Annotated in this window: 17 protein-coding genes; 9 read left to right on the top strand and 8 right to left on the bottom strand. The window is 50.7% G+C overall.

The genetic code is table 11. The features are described 5' to 3' along the window. The first annotated feature begins 153 nt into the window (after window positions 1–153). The 3 genes from hrpB (at window position 154) to ACYSNS_RS03750 (ending at window position 4,710) form a co-directional block, all read left to right on the top strand. Window positions 154–2,604, top strand: a complete 2,451-nt coding sequence (hrpB, locus tag ACYSNS_RS03760) for an ATP-dependent helicase HrpB (protein WP_461721774.1) — start codon at window positions 154–156, stop codon at window positions 2,602–2,604. Window positions 2,605–2,769: 165 nt separating this feature from the next. After that, the gene (locus tag ACYSNS_RS03755) at window positions 2,770–4,056 is read left to right on the top strand and encodes an ActS/PrrB/RegB family redox-sensitive histidine kinase (protein WP_461721773.1); all 1,287 of its coding nucleotides are present in this window, start codon (window positions 2,770–2,772) and stop codon (window positions 4,054–4,056) included. A gap of 93 nt (window positions 4,057–4,149) precedes the next feature. Then, the gene (locus ACYSNS_RS03750) at window positions 4,150–4,710 is read left to right on the top strand and encodes an ActR/PrrA/RegA family redox response regulator transcription factor (RefSeq protein ID WP_461721772.1); all 561 of its coding nucleotides are present in this window, start codon (window positions 4,150–4,152) and stop codon (window positions 4,708–4,710) included. 9 nt (window positions 4,711–4,719) lie between these two features. Here the strand turns inward: ACYSNS_RS03750 and ACYSNS_RS03745 are convergent, their stop codons facing one another. Both ACYSNS_RS03745 and ACYSNS_RS03740 read right to left on the bottom strand, forming a co-directional pair. Beyond that, a complete protein-coding gene (locus tag ACYSNS_RS03745; protein ID WP_461721771.1) occupies window positions 4,720–5,223 on the bottom strand; it encodes an MmcB family DNA repair protein in 504 nt (167 codons plus the stop codon). 72 nt (window positions 5,224–5,295) lie between these two features. Beyond that, window positions 5,296–5,970 (bottom strand): arylesterase, encoded by a 675-nt coding sequence (locus ACYSNS_RS03740; protein WP_461721770.1) that lies wholly within the window; start codon window positions 5,968–5,970, stop codon window positions 5,296–5,298. Window positions 5,971–6,025: 55 nt separating this feature from the next. On the opposite strand from ACYSNS_RS03740, the gene ACYSNS_RS03735 reads away from it, so the two are divergent. The 3 genes from ACYSNS_RS03735 to ACYSNS_RS03725 all read left to right on the top strand — a co-directional run bounded on the left by ACYSNS_RS03735 (window position 6,026) and on the right by ACYSNS_RS03725 (window position 10,212). Then, entirely contained in the window at window positions 6,026–6,715 is a 690-nt protein-coding gene (locus ACYSNS_RS03735; protein WP_461721769.1) for an ABC transporter ATP-binding protein, read from the top strand. Continuing rightward, window positions 6,712–9,273: an ABC transporter permease gene (locus ACYSNS_RS03730; RefSeq protein ID WP_461721768.1), complete on the top strand. Its 2,562-nt coding sequence runs from the start codon at window positions 6,712–6,714 to the stop codon at window positions 9,271–9,273. The genes ACYSNS_RS03735 and ACYSNS_RS03730 overlap by 4 nt, the downstream gene beginning before the upstream one ends. Window positions 9,274–9,438: 165 nt before the next feature. After that, complete coding sequence (locus ACYSNS_RS03725; RefSeq protein WP_461721767.1) at window positions 9,439–10,212, top strand: Bax inhibitor-1/YccA family protein; 774 nt, start codon at window positions 9,439–9,441, stop codon at window positions 10,210–10,212. Window positions 10,213–10,397: 185 nt separating this feature from the next. Here the strand turns inward: ACYSNS_RS03725 and ACYSNS_RS03720 are convergent, their stop codons facing one another. After that, window positions 10,398–10,769: a DUF2794 domain-containing protein gene (locus tag ACYSNS_RS03720; protein ID WP_461721766.1), complete on the bottom strand. Its 372-nt coding sequence runs from the start codon at window positions 10,767–10,769 to the stop codon at window positions 10,398–10,400. 214 nt (window positions 10,770–10,983) lie between these two features. Here ACYSNS_RS03720 and ACYSNS_RS03715 point away from each other — a divergent pair, with 214 nt between their 5' ends. Continuing rightward, on the top strand, window positions 10,984–11,859 hold the full coding sequence (locus ACYSNS_RS03715; protein WP_461721765.1) for an endonuclease/exonuclease/phosphatase family protein: 876 nt from the start codon (window positions 10,984–10,986) through the stop codon (window positions 11,857–11,859). Here ACYSNS_RS03715 and ACYSNS_RS03710 read toward each other — a convergent pair. Then, the gene (locus tag ACYSNS_RS03710; protein WP_461721764.1) at window positions 11,831–13,291 is read right to left on the bottom strand and encodes a phospholipase D-like domain-containing protein; all 1,461 of its coding nucleotides are present in this window, start codon (window positions 13,289–13,291) and stop codon (window positions 11,831–11,833) included. The genes ACYSNS_RS03715 and ACYSNS_RS03710 overlap by 29 nt on opposite strands. 187 nt (window positions 13,292–13,478) lie before the next feature. Here ACYSNS_RS03710 and ACYSNS_RS03705 point away from each other — a divergent pair, with 187 nt between their 5' ends. Then, on the top strand, window positions 13,479–14,054 hold the full coding sequence (locus ACYSNS_RS03705) for an HdeD family acid-resistance protein (RefSeq protein WP_461721763.1): 576 nt from the start codon (window positions 13,479–13,481) through the stop codon (window positions 14,052–14,054). Between the two features lie 120 nt (window positions 14,055–14,174). On the opposite strand, the gene ACYSNS_RS03700 is transcribed toward ACYSNS_RS03705, so the two are convergent. Next, the gene (locus tag ACYSNS_RS03700; protein WP_461721762.1) at window positions 14,175–14,537 is read right to left on the bottom strand and encodes a septal ring lytic transglycosylase RlpA family protein; all 363 of its coding nucleotides are present in this window, start codon (window positions 14,535–14,537) and stop codon (window positions 14,175–14,177) included. Window positions 14,538–14,710: 173 nt separating this feature from the next. Between ACYSNS_RS03700 and ACYSNS_RS03695 the strand changes: the two genes are divergently transcribed. Next, window positions 14,711–15,094, top strand: coding sequence for a YbaN family protein (locus ACYSNS_RS03695; RefSeq protein ID WP_461721761.1), 384 nt, complete (start codon window positions 14,711–14,713; stop codon window positions 15,092–15,094). Window positions 15,095–15,425: 331 nt separating this feature from the next. Here the strand turns inward: ACYSNS_RS03695 and ACYSNS_RS03690 are convergent, their stop codons facing one another. The 3 genes from ACYSNS_RS03690 to ACYSNS_RS03680 all read right to left on the bottom strand — a co-directional run bounded on the left by ACYSNS_RS03690 (window position 15,426) and on the right by ACYSNS_RS03680 (window position 18,371). After that, window positions 15,426–16,046, bottom strand: coding sequence for a L,D-transpeptidase (locus ACYSNS_RS03690; RefSeq protein ID WP_461721760.1), 621 nt, complete (start codon window positions 16,044–16,046; stop codon window positions 15,426–15,428). Between the two features lie 550 nt (window positions 16,047–16,596). Further along, the gene (locus ACYSNS_RS03685) at window positions 16,597–17,370 is read right to left on the bottom strand and encodes a glycosyltransferase family 25 protein (protein ID WP_461721759.1); all 774 of its coding nucleotides are present in this window, start codon (window positions 17,368–17,370) and stop codon (window positions 16,597–16,599) included. A gap of 92 nt (window positions 17,371–17,462) precedes the next feature. Next, window positions 17,463–18,371 carry a metal ABC transporter permease gene (locus ACYSNS_RS03680; RefSeq protein ID WP_461721905.1) on the bottom strand — a complete coding sequence of 303 codons (909 nt, stop codon included), beginning with the start codon at window positions 18,369–18,371 and terminating at the stop codon, window positions 17,463–17,465.

The following is an 18,371-nucleotide window of genomic DNA, read 5'->3' as shown; positions in this document are numbered from 1 at the left end:
TTGGTTCCATTTACGAAATCCGGCCACCTTCAAATACGGTAATTTAACATTTATTTTTTTTCTAACGACAATATTTATTGTCTATATCAGGCATTTGTCTATCCTATCTCGTTATCTCTGTACCACCCCTTTTACGGATCATTACAAAGCAGCATGCGTCTGAATCTTCCAAAATTACCGGTAACCGAAGTTTTGCCGGACATCGAACGCGCACTGCAAAACAGCGGCAAAGCTGTGTTGGTCGCACCGCCAGGTGCAGGAAAAACAACCTTGGTGCCGTTATATCTGTTGGATGCAACATGGATGGGGGCCGGAAAGATCATTCTGCTGGAACCACGCAGGCTTGCCGCACGCGCCGCCGCCAGACGCATGGCATCCATCTTGGGTGAAGAGGTCGGGCAAACAGTCGGCTATCGTATGCGGCTTGAATCGCGCATTTCAGCGAAGACGCGCATTCTGGTCGTAACAGAGGGCGTATTTGCCCGCATGATCCTTGACGACCCCGAATTATCGGGCATTAACGCCGTGGTTTTCGATGAATTTCACGAACGCAGTCTTGATGCAGATTTTGGCCTCGCTTTGGCATTGGATGTCCATCAGGGGCTGCGGCCGGATCTGCGTTTGCTGATTATGTCAGCTACGCTGGATGGATCCCGTATTGCCACCCATCTTGACGGCGCGCCGGTTATTGAAAGCCAAGGGCGGGCCTTTCCGGTGGAAATTGTCTATGAGCCGCGTAAAGCCGACCAAAGGTTGGAAGAGGCTATGGCCAGTGCCATCAAGAGTTGGTTGGCACGGGAAGATGGAAGCATTCTGGCGTTTCTACCCGGCCAAAACGAAATCAAGCACACAGTAGAACTGCTTGCTAACCGGTTGCCGGAAAATACTATTCTCGCGCCACTATTTGGAGCGATGGAAGGCCATGCGCAGGATATTGCTATCCGTCCGGCAGAGACAGGAAAACGCAAGATTGTGCTGGCAACGTCGATTGCTGAAAGCTCGCTGACGATAGATGGTGTACGTATCGTCATTGACAGCGGCCTTTCGCGGGTGCCGGTCTTTGAACCAGCAACCGGTGTCACACGTTTGACAACCATCCGGTCGTCACGTGCCTCGACAGACCAACGGGCAGGACGTGCCGGGCGCACGACAGCCGGTATTGCGGTGAGGCTTTGGCATGAAGGTCAGACAGCGGCATTGCCACAATTCTCCCAACCGGAAATTCTGTCCGCTGACCTTTCGAACCTTGTACTGGATAGTGCCGCTTTTGGCGTTAGCAATTTGGATAATCTCACCTTTCTTGATCCACCGCCTTTGCCTGCACTCAATGAGGCGCGCGCTCTTTTGATCCGTCTGGGAGCATTGGATGGCGATGGGCGTATAACGGCGATCGGAAAGGCCATGCGGGAAAATGCCTTGCCAGTACGCTTGGCGGCCATGCTGATAAAAGCGGAGGAAACCGGGGAAGCAGCTCTTGCCGCCGAGATTGCTGTTATTCTAACCGAACGGGGTTTGGGCGGCGCGGATATTGACATTGAACGGCGCATAGAAAACTTTCGCAAAGACCGATCCGAACGCGGGCAAAAGGCCCGCGGCCTTGCCAGGCGCCTTGGCGGAGAAACCGCAAGGGCATCGCCACATGATGCAGCCCGGCTCCTATTGGCGGCTTGGCCTGATCGCGTGGCCAAAACGCGCGGCACCCATGGCCGTTTCGTCCTCGCAAACGGGCGCGGCGTGGTCGTTGACGACTTGTCGCCCTTGGCAAAATCCCGGTATCTGGTGGTTGCAGACATGTCCGGCAGTGCCGAACAGGCGCGGATACTGGCTGCCGCCGACATTGACGAGGACACAATCCGCAGCGTTTTGAAAGATGACATCGCGTGTCGGGTGGCGCTGCAATTTGATCCTACGTCGCGCAGCCTGCGTGCGCGTGAACTGCAAACGCTCGGAGCCTTGACGCTGAGCGAAAAAACGCGTCCTCCCCCGCAGGGTGACGGGGCTGACCTTGCGATAATTGACGCTATAAAACAGTATGGCATTGAGCTTCTGCCATGGAGCAAGGAAGCACAGACGCTGCGCCATCGGCTGCAATGGTTGCATCGCGGCCTTGGTACGCCATGGCCGGATATGTCCGATGCTAATCTTCTAAACGAACTGGAGAATTGGCTGTTGCCGTTTTTGAAAGGAGATGCGCGGTTGGATTCGATCAACAGCCATACCCTGCAACAGGCTTTGATCTCCCTTGTGCCTTATGCACAACAACGAGACATCAACCGAAAAGCCCCCACCCATTTTGTCGTTCCTACCGGCTCTAATATTGCCATACGCTATGATGGGGAAGCGCCGATACTTTCTGTGCGCGTGCAGGAACTATTCGGTCTTAGCGAACATCCCGCAATTGCCGATGGTACAGTACCCTTGTTGCTGGAGCTCCTTTCACCCGCCCACAGGCCAATCCAGATTACCCGTGATCTACCAGGCTTCTGGAGCGGTTCGTGGGCTGATATAAGGGCCGATATGCGCGGGCGCTACCCTAAACATCCATGGCCGGAAAATCCGCTGCTTGCCGACCCTACAAGGCGGGCGAAACCACGTGGCAGTTGAACTTGTCGCTGGAACGACTTAAGGGAGGCTCTAGACTATTTCCACAAAAAGTTGAATGACTTTTTCGTTCGGAAAATACTTAAAGATAGAAGCTTAGAGTGAATCAATGACTCTATCAAAAACGGGTTCACTCTAGCCAAACATTGGCGATGAAAAGGTTGTCTGATGGATCAGGAATTTACACAACGTACCTCCGCCTATTCCCGTCGTCTGCGCTCCACAACGCTTGTGCGCATAAGGTGGCTTGCGGTCGTATGCCAGACCATAGCTGTCATGTTTGTTGCACTCTATCTTGGCTTTCCTTTTCCGCTTGCATCCTGCATCGTGTTGATTGCTGCGTCCGCATGGTTAAATATTTTTCTGACCTTTCATTATTCCATCAACCATCGTTTATCGTCAAAAGCCGCGACCGCAATTCTAAGTTTCGACGTATTGCAATTGGCAACGCTTCTTTACCTGACCGGCGGTCTGCAAAATCCGTTTTCCGTATTATTGATCGCGCCAGCCGTTATCTCTGCAACGTCATTGCCAGTGCTGCATATTATCCTGCTTAATTTCCTAGTCATTATTTCAGCCAGCATACTTTCAATCTATTCGGAACCTTTGCCTTGGTATCCGGGACAAATCATCGAACTCCCACGACTTCTGATCGACGGCATATGGGCGGCTATCGTTTCCTCGCTGATGTTTACGACAGCCTATGCCTATCGCGTTGCTGAAGAAACACGGCGTCTTGCCGATGCATTGAGCGCCACAGAGCTCGTGCTGCAACATGAAAAGCACCTTTCCGCACTGGATGGATTGGCAGCCGCTGCCGCCCATGAGCTGGGTACACCACTCGCCACCATTCAGCTCGTTGTCAAAGAAATGTATCACGGCCTCAAAGATGACCCGGCCGTCAGCGAGGATCTGGAACTGTTAAAAAGCCAGACGGAGCGCTGTCGCAATATTCTTAAGCGCCTGACCAGTCTGGCGACCGAGGGTGAAGATCATTTGGCGCGTATGTCTTTGACAACGTTGATTGAAGAAGTCAGTGCGCCCTTACGCGAGTTCGGCATTGATATCATAACGGAAAAAGGCGACACCGTCGGTGACGAGCCGGTTTTCCAACGCAATCCGGGCATTGTGTATGGCTTAGGCAACCTCTTGGAAAATGCTGTCGATTTTGCCCGTTCCAAAGTGACAATCCAGTACAAATGGAATGAGCGTTACATCGGGCTGACAATCATTGATGATGGGCTTGGCTATGACGCTTCGGTTCTTGATCGTATCGGGGAGCCTTATACAACAAGCCGTCAAGCCAGCAGTCATGGGGGCGGGCTCGGGCTGGGATTATTTATTGCCAAAACCCTTTTGGAACGATCAGGCGCGCAATTGCGTTTCCGCAACAGCCCCAAAAAAGAACTGGGCGCAGAAGTCTACCTTGCATGGAACCGCAAGAACCTCGCATAAAACACGGCGAAATTTGACAAAATGTCGCAGTCAAGGCTAATGTCCGCGCCGATGGTTTCATGTGAATCATTGAATGTAACAGAAAGACGACACATGATGCAGGACGAACAGAATCAGGAAGCTATCGGCCCCGATGCCTCTCTGCTTCTGGTAGATGACGATAGGCCGTTTCTCCAGCGTTTGGCACGAGCCATGGAAACCCGCGGCTTCAAGGTAACAATGGCCGAATCTGTGCAGGATGGCATAGCAAGTGTAAAACTCAGTCCGCCTGCTTATGCCGTGGTTGACTTGAAGCTGGGTGACGGCAACGGCCTTGATGTGATTGAAGAAATCCGTAACCGCCGTGACGATACGCATATGATCGTGTTGACAGGCTATGGAAACATCGCTTCCGCTGTCAATGCCGTCAAACTTGGTGCCATTGACTATCTGTCAAAACCCGCTGATGCCGACGATATATTTGCGGCATTGACCCGTCATGCTGATGATAAGGTGCCGGTGCCGGAAAACCCGATGTCTGCCGACCGTGTGCGTTGGGAACATATCCAGCGCGTTTATGAGATGTGCGACCGCAATGTGTCGGAAACAGCCCGTCGTCTCAACATGCATCGGCGCACCCTGCAACGCATTCTGGCAAAACGCGCGCCGCGCTGAAGCGATCGTTCAGCTCTCCTTTGCCTCGCTGTCATCGGGCAGGTCGAAGCCATCCAGCTCCGCCCTTGTCAGGCGGCGTGCCGCAACGCGGGCATAGCGCAGCATCAAGGCTTTCCGGGTGGGCGCAGACATGCGGTGTTCCGGTGCCTCCCGTACCATATGTCCACCAAAACTATCCGCAAGAATAAATCCGCAATCGTCGGGAAAAAGCTCCATCGGCACTTCGCTATGGCTTGCAAAATAGAGCCTGTCGCAGTGGTTTCGGTAATCCTGCCATTTATGGTCGGCCTTTAAATCGGCGATTGATGACTTGATTTCAACGATGAAGATTTCGCCTTTCCGGTTTATGCCGATCAGATCGGCGCGTCGTCCATCAGCCAATGGCAACTCGCTCAAAACTGGAATGCCAAGCTGCAAGAATAAACGTTGCACCCCGCGGCGCACCAGCAATGCCTTTTCAGACTGACGTCCGTCTTCCAGCGGGTGGTCTTTATGCAAATTAATAATGGGCATAGATTTCCTGTTTTGGCTGATAAATGACCGTTTCATGCGTCAGGTCAATGATGTTTGAAAACCGACAGCGCCTTAATGGGCAACACCAAGTGCGGCCAATTGCTTTTCTATCAACGGAAGCATTTTTTCGACCATGATGCCGACACCCTGATCGTTGGGGTGCATTCCGTCATCGAGCTGAAGCGCGGTATTTCCTGCTACACCATCGAGGAAAAACGGATAAAATGCGACGTGGTATTTTTCGGCCAGACGCGGATAGATCGGGTTGAAATGATCGGCATTTTCCTGTCCAAGATTGGGAGCACTCAACATACCGGCCAATAATACCGGGATGTGGCGCTCTTGCAGGCGCGCCAACATGAAATCAAGATTTTCTTCCGTGAGATCCGGTGTGATGCCGCGCAACATATCATTGGCGCCAAGCTCCAGAATAACCAGACCTGTGCCATCGGGTACCGACCAGTCAATGCGTTCACGCCCACCCGTCGATGTATCCCCTGATACACCGGCATTGGTGACGGTCACATTATAGCCTTTGTCGTGCAGCGCTTTTTCAAGCTGTGCCGTAAAAGATTTATCGCTGTCAAGTCGATAGCCCGCCATGAGGCTGTCGCCAAGGCCCACAATCTGGAACGGTTGCGGCGGTGTCACCGCCTCTTCCAATCCGGTTTCTTGAGCCGAAATGGGTGAAATCATCGACAGGCCCAGAAAAAGCCCGATTAGTGCCGATAGTGAGGATCGCAACATTTGTTTACCTGTCAGCGTTAAAAACTAACCTTAGAGATAAGATCAGGAGTTATTTGTGGCAAGTCCGCTGGTTGAACTAAAAAATATTGACCTCACTTTAGGTGATGGCGCTTCACGTGTGCATGTTTTGAAAGACCTATCCCTGCAAATCGCCCGTGGTGAGACTGTAGGCATTGTCGGGCCTTCTGGTTCGGGCAAATCAACGCTGTTGATGGTGCTTGCTGGGCTTGAAAAGGTCGATCAGGGCGAAGTTACCATCGCAGGTGAACGGATTGACCAGATGGATGAAGACACAGCCGCGCTGTTTCGGGGGAAGAATATCGGCATCGTTTTCCAGTCCTTTCACCTCATCCCCAATATGACAGCCTTGGAAAATACCGCTGTACCCTTGGAGCTTGCTGGCAGAGCCGATGCTTTTGACGTTGCCCGCCGCGAGCTGGAAACGGTCGGCCTTGGCCACCGTCTCAACCATTACCCCGGTACTTTATCGGGCGGCGAGCAACAGCGTGTCGCCATCGCACGCGCCCTAGCGCCAAATCCGCATATTCTTGTGGCCGACGAGCCAACTGGCAATCTCGACGCAGTGACCGGTGCCGCCACGGCTGATCTCATTTTTCAGCGTGCCAAAGACCGTGGGCTCACCACAATATTGGTGACGCATGACCTTGGCTTGGCTGCGCGGTGTGACCGACAGATCCACGTGCGAAATGGCGTTATCGAAATGGCTGGAGAACTGGGAGAATGACGCTGATACGCGAATTTTCCCTGTCGCTGCGTTTTGCCTTGCGCGAGATGCGCAGCGGTTTGAAGGGATTTTATATTTTTCTCTCCTGTATCGCTTTGGGAGTAGCGGCCATTGGCGGTGTCAACGGGGTTTCACGCAGCATTGACGAGGAAATGACCCGGCAAGGCCAAACCATCCTGGCAGGCGACATGCGCGTCAGCCTTATCCAGCGTGAGGCGAATGAAAAAGAAAAGGCTTTTCTCACCGAAGCCGGCAATGTCGCCACGTCCATATGGATGCGGTCGATGGCGCGCCGTGCTGACTCCGGCGATCAAACGATGGTTGAGATCAAAGCCGTAGACACGCTCTATCCGCTGTACGGAACTTTGAAAACGACGCCGCAAAAAGATACGACCGAACTTTTTGCAAAACAAGGATCGACCTATGGAGCTGTTGCACCGCAGATACTGCTGGACCGGCTGCAGATCCACGTCGGTGATAAAATTAAAGTCGGCAATCTCGACCTTGTTGTAACGGCAACTCTGGCAGAAGAACCCGACCTTCTGTCCGAGGGTTTCCAGCTCGGGCCGCGGTTATTTGTGTCCTTGGATGCGATCAAAGCATCCGGCCTTTTGCAACCTGGAAGCCTCTATGCCTATATCTACAAGATAGCCATCAAAGGCGCGAGCGACGCGCAATTGGAACAGCTTAAAAATAAAGCTGAAAAGGATTTCGAAGAAACCGGCTGGTCTGTTCGCACACGCAGCAACGCCGCGCCTGCTCTATCGAAAAATATCGAGCGCTTTTCGCAGTTTCTGACCCTTATCGGTCTGACTGCACTTATCGTCGGCGGCGTAGGTGTTGCCAATGCAGTGCGCGCTTATATGGATGAAAAGCGCGCTGTTATCGCCACCTTCAAATCTCTTGGCGCCAGCGGTCGCATGGTTATGGAAATCTATTTTCTGCAAATCATGCTGATTGCCTTGATCGGTGTGTTCATCGGCTTGATCATTGCGGCGTTCATTCCTTTTGCAACAGCGGGACTGCTGCGTCACTATCTGCCGTTTCTCGGCACCGCTCATCTCTACCCATCCGCTTTATTGGTTGCCATTGTCTTTGCTTTGCTTACAACAGCAGCCTTCGCCATTTTACCGCTTTCACGTGCACGCTCGGTTCCTGTCACGGCCTTGTTGCGTTCCTTTGGCACAACAAACCGGCTGCGCGCGCAAAAAGGCGCAGTCTTTGCGGTGGCCTTCTTGCTGGCCATCACCGCAGCCCTTGCTGTCTACAATGCCTATGACCGCCGTATGGCTGTTATTTTTCTTGTCGCTGTAGCAGGTGCATTCATTGTCCTGCGCTTGGTATCAATCGTCATTCAATGGATTGCACGCAAATGCGTACATGTACGCTCCACGCCGCTTCGGCTTGCGATTGGAAATATCTATCGGCCGGGCGCTTTGACTCCCTCTGTTGTACTGGCGCTGGGTCTTGGACTAACGTTATTGGTCGCCCTCGCCACTATAGATGGCAATTTGCGCAAACAGTTGGCCAATTCCGTTCCCGAAAAAGCTCCCGATTTCTTTTTCATGGATATTGCACGCAATGATGCCGACGCATTTACCGCATTTTTACAAAAGCAAGACCCGCAAGGCACGCTCAAAATCATGCCGACCTTGCGCGCCCGCATTACCAAGCTAAACGATGTGGCGGCAAAGGATGCAAAAGTCCATCCCGATAGTGCCTGGGTTTTGCGTGGTGACCGCAACATCACCTATGCAGCAACCATGCCGGAAGGCACATATCTGTCAGAAGGGAAGTGGTGGCCGAGCGATCCGAAAAATGAGGCGACAGCAGGGGCTGAAGTTTCTATCTCGCAGCCGGAAGCAGGAGAGCTCGGACTGAAAATCGGTGATACGATCACGGTGAACGTCCTTGGTCACGACATTACGGCCACGATCACCAGCTTCCGCGATGTTGACTGGGATTCGTTCAATATGAATTTTGTGATGATCTTTTCACCCGAAGCGTTGAAAGGGGCGCCTCATGTCTGGCTTGCGACATTCAAGAGCGCCAAAGGCGCGAATTTCGATGAAGCAGGTTTGATGCGGTCCATTTCCAAGGATTTCCCATCGGTAACTGCCGTACCGGTGCGTCAGGTATTGGCCGATGCGCAAGTGCTTGTGGGACAGATCGGTACCGCCATTCGCGCATCTGCTTCCATTGCGCTATTGGCTTCGGTGCTGGTTCTTGCAGGTGCATTGTCAGCCGGCAACCGTGCGCGGGCCCATGATGCTGTCATATTGAAAACATTGGGTGCCACCCGCAAGGTACTGGTCAAGGCGTTCATTTATGAATACGCCCTTTTGGGATTGGCAACGGCGGTGTTTGCCTTCATTGCCGGTAGCTTTGCCGGTTGGGCCATAGCGCGTTTCAAAATGGAACTGTCCAATGCCGGCATTCTGGTGGGAACGGGCATCAGCGTCATCATAGTGGCTTTGGTTCTCAGCGTTGGCTTTGGATTGGTCGGAACCTGGCGTGTTTTAGGTCAGAAGCCTTCGCGCTACCTTAAGGATTTGTAAGGTTGGCCGATGATAGAAAGACTTGTAATTTGCAAATAAATTCCCATAATAACACTCAGGCATGCTGGGGTTCCGCCAGCGGAGCCTGGGAGATATTGGGAAACAACAATCATGCATTTTCCATCCCGACACCCGACGGAACACACGCTAAAGGACTAAATTTAAATGGCTGATTTCAAAAACTTACGTTCAGCGACCGTGGAACGGGCCGATGCATCCATTGATCAGGGGCTGCGCAGCTACATGCTGGGCGTCTACAACACAATGGCGATCGGGCTTGTCATCACGGCTTTTGCTGCTCTTGCTATTTCATCAATGGCAACAACGGATGATGTTGCTCAGGCCGCCGGGCAGTTGGGCAACGGTGTTTTGCTGACATCTCTCGGTGTGACATTCTACACCTCGCCGCTGGCCTATGTCGTTATGTTTGCACCTCTTGCAGCTGTATTTTTCCTCAGCTTCAAGATCAACACGCTCAGCACGAGTTCTGCACGCACGCTGTTTTTTGTCTATGCGGCTTTGGTCGGCCTTTCCTTGTCGTCGATCATCCTGCGTTACACACCAGGTAGCATCACACAGACATTTTTCATCACCGCAGCAGCTTTTGCTTCGCTATCGCTTTATGGCTATACAACAAAGCGCGATCTAACGGGCATGGGTTCATTCTTGTTCATGGGCCTGATCGGTATTTTGCTGGCCATGGTGGTCAACATCTTCCTCGGTTCAAGTGCGTTGCAGTTCGCGATTTCCGTGATTGGCGTTCTGATTTTCGCAGGCCTTACCGCCTATGACACGCAGACCATTAAGTTGATGTATTATGAAGGTGACGAGCACGATACACGTGGCCGTAAGATCATTATGGGCGCGTTGAATCTCTACCTCGACTTCATCAACATGTTCGTATTCTTGCTGCAGTTCCTCGGTTCAAACCGTAACTGATCATATTACAGTTTCAAAAAGCCCCGCGGTGTTTGCCGCGGGGCTTTTTTTTGCGCCATAGTCTGGCGATCTTCCTGTCGCTTGTCATTGGCTGCGAAGCAAAACCAGCTTTTTACGAAAAAGATAAGGCATAACAAGCGACGATCCTGCAAACATCAATGTCAGCTGATGTCCTGTTGCTTGGTTTAAACGATTTTCAACAGTGCTTTATCAAACACCCGCAATACCTGGCGCAAGTCCTGCCCGCGTTTCAAAATCATGCCACTGGCAGCAATGACGCTAAAAGCACCCTGCCGGTTCGCCAGTTTCGGATTTTTTTCGACGCGGAAAAGCGGTACTTCGCTTGTCCGACGAAAGATCGAAAAAACTGCCTTATCATCCAGATGGTCAATGGCATAATCGCGCCACTCACCTGCGGCAACCATCTGGCCATAGATGCGCAGGATGGCATCAAGCTCTGTACGGTTAAAGGCAATCGGCCCGGCCCGTTTTGGTGTCTGGGGTGTTTGAGAAAAGGCGGTGATAACAATCACCTCGTTCGTATCACTCTCACGCATCGCAATCCTTCAGGAGAAAAAACTCCATTTTGGGGCATTTACACCCGCGAAATCGCCCTATTTCCAATATAGTATGGATGTTCAAGCCAATCTTTTCAAGCAAGCGCGAAAATGTGTGGTCTTCAACTCTTAGCGAGGCGGCTTGCGCTTCGTCGCGAGCCGCTCCATAGTGTTGCGATGAAGCGGGTCATCCTTCATAAGTGTGAATGGACAAATGATCGAAATACTAAAGAACACCAAATTCGGCTGGCCCAGCCAATTGAGCCAGAAAGCCATCCACCAGAACCTGCTGCGTGCTATCCGCAACCGTCGTGGCCATCGCCCTGTCGATGCCGATAGAGACGGGCACGATCTGGTCATCGCATCTTACAACGTGCATAAATGCGTCGGGGTGGACAAAGTTTTCGATCCGGCCCGCATCGTTCGCGTCATCGGAGAACTCGAAGCCGATGTCATCGCGATTCAGGAAGCAGATAAGCGCTTTGGTGAACGTGTCGGTTTGCTCGACCTGAACCATTTGCGTGCTGAAACGGGGCTTGTACCTGTGCCGATCAACGCGATGTCGCCCAATGGCCATGGATGGCATGGCAATGCCTTGTTTTTCCGAAATGGTACTGCAAGGGATGTTTTACAAATCAAGCTTCCCGGCATTGAACCCCGTGGTGCACTGATTGCAGAATTGGATATGGAAGCAGGGCCGATACGGATTGTGGCGGCTCATTTCGGTCTGCTACGACATTCCCGAAACCAGCAAGCCAAGATGATCTTGTCGCTGCTTGAAAAACGCGATGTCATGCCCACCATCATGATCGGGGATCTCAACGAATGGCGCGTTGGCAAAGGATCGTCCTTAACCAATCTTGCACCTTATTTCGATGTGACTTTAGGCACCGTGCCGAGCTTTCCATCGCGTTTTCCGTTTCTCGCACTCGATCGCGTTTTCGCCTTCCCCCACCAATTGGTTTCAAGTATCGAAAGCCATTCTTCACCTTTGGCAAGGGTTGCATCCGATCACCTTCCCATCAAGGCTGAAGTGGATTTGGCAGCAGCAACGCAATCCCTCAGAGATATGGTGAACCAAGCCAGATAATTTTGTCGATTAGACGGAAGATAAAAGGCCGCTTTTGTAAATCCTTTAAAAGAACCTGTGTCGAATCCTTGCGTTCCATCTCGATCTTTTCAGACAGATGATGGGATAGCGATTCATCAAAAACTTCCAAATCAATCTCGAAATTGAGTCTGAGCGAACGCGCATCAAGATTGGACGAACCGACATAGCTCCAGATATGGTCGACTGCCATGAGTTTTGAATGATTGAAAGGGCCATTCGCCCGCCAAATACGACAACCATCACGAAGCAGCTGGTCAAATTGCGCCCGCATGGCACGGTCAACAAGTTTCAGGTTGTTGTTGCCGGGAACAACAATATCCACCTCTACACCCCGTCGTGCGGCCGTCACCAGCGCACTGATCAATTCCCGATCCGGCAAGAGATAGGGTGTCATGATATGAATGTGTTTTTCCGCTACCGAGAAAGCACCGATCAACATACGTTGGTTTGTTTCTATCAACCGGTCCGGTCCGGTCGGAACCACACGGACACACATACCCTGCCCGGGTTTCAGGTCAGGCGGAGGAATGGCCCATTTGTCACTTTCCAGAGCTTCTCCGGTTGCAAAACGCCAATCATTGGAAGCAACATGAAAGAGATCAATGACAGCTGGCCCTTCCACCTTAAAATGCGTATCGTCTGCGGCAGCACCGCCACTCAATGTTTTAGAAAAGCCTGCACGGATATTCATGCCACCGGTGAAGGCCAGATGATTGTCAACCACCAGGATTTTTCTGTGCGTGCGCAGATTGGCATAAGGAAGACGCAGGCCGATGATAATATTGCCATTGAAAACCGCAACCGGCACGTGTTTCAATCGCAGATCGCGTACAATGCTCGGTATAGAATAGCGCGCACCGACCGCGTCAATCAAAACACGGACTTCGACACCGCGTTGAACAGCGTTTGAAAGTGCATCGACAAATTCTTCTCCCATTGCATCGCGGTCGAAAATGTAGCTTTCAAGAATAATGCAACGCTGGGCATTTTTGATCGCTTCCAGCATGGCACCATAGGCAGCATCACCGTTTTCCAATACATCCATGGTATTACCCGACGTCATGCGGCTAACGCTGACATGGTCGCCCAATTTTTTCATCGGCAGTGCCAACCTGCCAAAACGGCTCAGTATATCTTCGTTTTTGCAATCATAATCGGCTGCATGGAAATAGGTATTGGCAATAGCGTGGCGGCGTTTTTCATTGACCGAGCGGCTACGCATCCTATTGATGCCGAAAAGCCCATAGATAACCGCCCCAAGAACCGGTGAAAGCAGAATGACACCGACCCAGCCGATGGCGGTGCGCACTTCCTGCTTGGTCATGGTTGCATGGATGGCCGCGACAAGCCCGAGAACGAGAGAAAGAACGGCCAGAATATGCGGCCAATAATTTTCCAGAAATACATCCATCGGTTATCTTGTATCTTCCTGTTTGTGCTTATGAACGATTGCCGCAATCGTGATCAATGATCCCTTTTCACGCCGTTATTTTGCCATATATTCTATAAATAGGACAGTTTGTGCTATACCACTTATGTCACAAAGCAATGCCATAAAAAACGTTCCGCTGGAACAATCATTTTGAAAAGGAAATACCATGGTGAGAGCAGACAATTTGAATCTCCCTGAACGTGGCAGAGAAGTTGCAGGCAAATGGGGATGGTTCATGGCCATGGGCATCATCTTGCTCATCGTCGGCATCATCGCTTCATTGACATTGCCTTTCGCAACCGCCGCAGTTGCAATCTACATCGGCATTATGATGGTCTTCGCCGGTGTAACACAATTGATCCACGCTTTTGGCGTGCAAAGCTGGGGCCGTTTCTTTTACTGGCTGCTTGCCGGTCTGCTCTATACGGTAGGTGGGGTTATCTGTTTCACCCAGCCTATCCTAGCTGCTGCCGTGTTTACCTTCCTGCTCGGTTTTATGCTGATTGTTGCCGGTGTTATCCGTATCATCGTCGGTTTTCAAAGCAGAGGTCTTAAAGGTTCTGGCTGGATCATTGCAGCGGGCGTCATTACCGCATTGGCTGGCATTGTCATTACAACCGGATGGCCGGCAAACACATTGTGGATTTTGGGCCTTTTCCTCTCCATCGACCTGATTTTCCAAGGTTGGAGTTGGATTGCATTTTCACTTGGTCTGCGCTCTATCCGGCAGTCAAATGGCTAGTCTAAAAGGTTGTTCTTCAAAACTATAAAATGAAAAGACCGGTTTTACCGGTCTTTTTTATTGCCGCAGCGATAAACTCGAGAGGGTAGAACCTATTCATTGCAATAAATAGGTCCTTATTTAGCTAAGGCGCTCATAACAGACATTGGTATGACCACTTTGAATGAAACCGAGTTGGCGGGCTGCGCCCTTGGACAGATCCAGCACACGCCCGCGAATAAACGGACCCCGATCATTGATACGCACCACAATGGATTTGCCATTGGTTTTGTTTGTCACACGAACCTTGGTGCCAAGCGGCAGTGTTTTATGGGCAGCCGTCATGCCGGATGGATTCATCATTTCACCGGAAGCTGTTTTGGAGTGCAGGGCATACCATGATGCTTTGCCACATTGGCCGGCAGAACTGACTGAAGGAAGAATAACAACAATAATTGCGGTTATCAGCGAAATAAGGGTTTTTTTATTAATGAAAGAACACATATCCTGCTAACTGGTTTGTTTTGAGATAAGAAAAGCGAGGCATGCTCAATAACGCGGCTATGTGGTCTGGAAATGGCCCTCAGAAGGCAATTTCGCCGCATTTGTCGTGAAGTTGCCCCATTTTAAGGCATGGTTGCACAAATCAGAACAAAGTTTGGTGGTACAGGAGCGTCATGAAAGATTTTAATACACCGGGGCCGTTGCGTCTGGTTTACTATGTATTGGGCTGCCTGATGATTGTTTTGGGTGTTATCGGTGCGGTTTTGCCGATTATGCCGACTGTACCCTTCTTACTGGTCGCCTCATGGTGCTTTGCCCGCTCATCACCGCGTTTTCATCATTGGCTGCATCACCATAAGGTTTTTGGGCCGCCAATCAAACAATGGGAAGAACAGGGCGTTATTGCGCCTTTTGTCAAATTCCTTGCCGTTGGCGGCATGGCCGTAGGCTTTTGTTCATTCCTGCTCATTGCCCAGCCGGTTCTATGGCTTGCAATTTGCGTCATCATCGTCTTGGCGGCAATCTCGGTCTATATTCTCACGCGCCCATCCCGATAGGGTCAGGAGCTATTGTGCAAACTTATCGCTAAAAACGCAAAAAACGCGGCTGAGCCGCGCTTTTCGCTATATGTTTTTTCGCTTAATCTATAGCGTCGCCTTGAAATGACGACAGCTTGCATCGCTAAGATAGCCCTGCGGCCTGTATTTCTATCCGATGCCGATCCATTAGCTACACGCAATAAACAGATGGCTTATGTGTTTTGTCTGAATTCAGAGTAACGCAGCGTTTATTAGAGCGTCTATCTGATTAAATCAGATCGACGCTATAATCTATTGTTTACAACGCGTTTGTTATCCGAAAACCACTTCACACTTTTCTGGAAATGCTCTAGCGAACAATGACCTTGGCACCAACCGCAGCACGATTATATAGATCGATGATATCCTGATTGATCAATCGTACGCAGCCAGATGATACATTGCTGCCTATCGTCCACCATTCAGGTGTGCCATGCAACCGATACATGCTGTCGCGACCATTTTTATAAAGATAGAGAGCCCGCGCACCCAGTGGATTGGTCAAGCCGGGTTTCATGCCGCCCGCAAACTTGCGCAATTCTGGTTGACGACCCATCATGGCCGGTGGCGGTGTCCAAACCGGCCATTCAGCCTTGCGGCCAACGCTGGCATTACCGCTCCAACGGAAGCCATCACGGCCAACCCCTATGCCGTAGCGCATGGCTTTACCGTCTTCCATCACGAAATAGAGATGCTTCGTCTGGGTTTCGATGATGATCGTACCGGGCTTTTCGCTGGTCGGATAATTAACGATTTGGCGGCGATATTCCGGTTTGATCTTATCTTGCGGCACCGCCGGAATGACATATCCGCCATCATTCACAGAAGGATAGGTGGACGTCATGCCAGATGGCCCACCCGTTGTTGTACAACCGGTGAGTGCAGAAGCCGCCAAGAGTCCAGCCGCAATCAAAACAGATTTAAAGCGCATAATTCCCCTCACAAAGTCTGACAGTGTAGTCAAAAACGAATCAATATAATATTGTCCGAGTTAATGCCGATAGGGTTAATAGGATGTTAACCATAAGCCACCGAGATGACGCAATAAGACAAATTTCTACTATAAGTTGTGTTTTTTTGTCCCATAATTGCGCTGATTGTTTTACCGCATAGAGTTATCCGACAGGTTCCTGATCGAAAACAGGCATCCGGACTGTTTGATCTGCGGATGCGGTTCCCACTTTTTACTATTCTCTTTAGTTTTCAACACAGACCATAAAGGCGCGATTAATCATGCAGGCTTAGTGTTTGGAAAATCTGAAAGCAGAAAAGAAAAAAGGCTGCGCGGGAGGAGGTGCGCAGCCTTTTGATTCCGAATGCAGCTTTTGGGAGGAGGAGGTGCTGCATTCATCTACCGGGTTTGGGAGGAGGAGTAACCCGGTGACAAGATAATTAGCCGATATCATTCGCACCAACAACGCACAATAATGCATAGCTGATATGCATATCAAAATGGCCAATTAACATGGCCGTCATGTGCCTTATTTGAAGGGTACAACACCCCAGAAATAGCCTCGAAAGATCTTCATCCGTAAGGGGTAAAGATAACGTTTTTCCAAGCGTATCACCTCACGCCCAAGCTTTTGCGCGAGTGAACGGTTAGATGATTTATGTTTCTTTTTCTGCATGGGTGCGCGAATTGTGCTGACAAGCCCGGCTTGAACAACAATAGCCGGCACCATTTGCTCGACTTTCATCGTTTGTAGCACGCCGCATTCAGGGTTGAAGTAGATCTCGTCTATCGGCGCTGTTACCTGCTGGTTGCTTTCATATAAATACCGCGCACAGGCTTTTGAAACGATATAGCCACCGGCACAGTAATGCTTGCTGATGAGCGGTGCCAGCCTATAATTCTGCTGCAGGGTAGTATCAAAGCGGCCCAGGACACAAACCGTCTCGGCAGTATCTATTTTCACGATGTCACAGCCCTTTGGAATCCACTTCCAGTCCTTCAGGAATAGAGCCGCATTGGGAGATAGATTGATATCATCTTCAAAAATAGCGCCATAGGGATCGTCGCCCTCGGCAATCAATTTGAGGCATGCAAGGTGGCTTAAAAAGCAACCGACCTCGGTGCGCGTTAATGGCTTTGACCAGTTGCGTATACGGGTCAACCGCTCGAAGTCTTCATCAGGCAAAGCCCGTCCATCCACCGCACTGACACGAAGAAAATCTAATCCGGCTTGCTGGAAGGCTGCTTCCACATGCTCCAAACGGTCTTTGGAACGGTCGAGATTGATGACATAATGTTTCATAAAGCCCAATTGCGTCGCTGTTAATCAGGCCTAGTGCTTATCACGGACGACGCAATCTGCCAATGGTTCCCAATTTCGTTTGACGGCAGCGCTCAACCGCCCAAAGCAGCTCGACGATTTGAAAGGGATACCTTGATAAAGGTCAGTATAAACAGAACGGTCATCATTAAAACAATGGTGGAGGCTGAATCAGAACCGATAAACAGGCTGAGATAGATACCCAGAAAACTTGAACCCACACCAATCAGCACGGCAATGATGATCATAAACGAAAAGCGCTTGGTGATAAGATAGGCAATAGCACCGGGAGCAATCAATAATGAGATCGACAGAATGATCCCCACGGCTTTGAGTGCTGCAACAATTGTCAGGGATATCATGGTCAAAAGTGCATAATGCAGAAAGGTGACTTTCAAGCCCACGGCCCGCGCCTGTACTGGGTCGAAGACAAACAGCATAAAGTCGCGCCATTTTGTGCCAAGCACCAGTGCTATGGCGCAAGAGATAATCGCCGTTTGTACGATATCAAGCCAATTGACACCCAGCAAATTGCCAAAAAGAATATGGTTGAGATGCAGTTCACTTTGAATGCTGGTGGCAATAACCAGCCCCAGACCGAACATTGACGAAAAAACAACGCCCATCACCGTGTCCTGCTTGATGCGACTATTGGCGCTTAAAAAACCGGTTAGAACCGCGCAAACCATACCGGCAATAAAAGCCCCCAAAGCCATCATCGCCATGGTGACATCTGCAGTGTTGATGGGGGTCAATGAAATAAATGGCAGCGCGCTGATAAGACCGACGGCCCAAGGCGTTGCCATATAACCCAAGACCACACCGGGAAAGACGGCATGTGAAATCGCATCCCCCAGAAGCGACCAACCTTTCAATATCAAGAAGCAGGACAACATCGCCATTGGCACGGCAACCGTCATGGTAATCACCATTCCTTTGACCATAAAAGGAAATTGAAAGGGTAAAAGCAGCGTATCCATCAT

The sequence above is a fragment of the Bartonella sp. LJL80 genome, from assembly GCF_054871565.1.
Note: the sequence above shows the minus strand (reverse complement) of the source record. Positions and strands in the feature narration are given on the sequence as shown.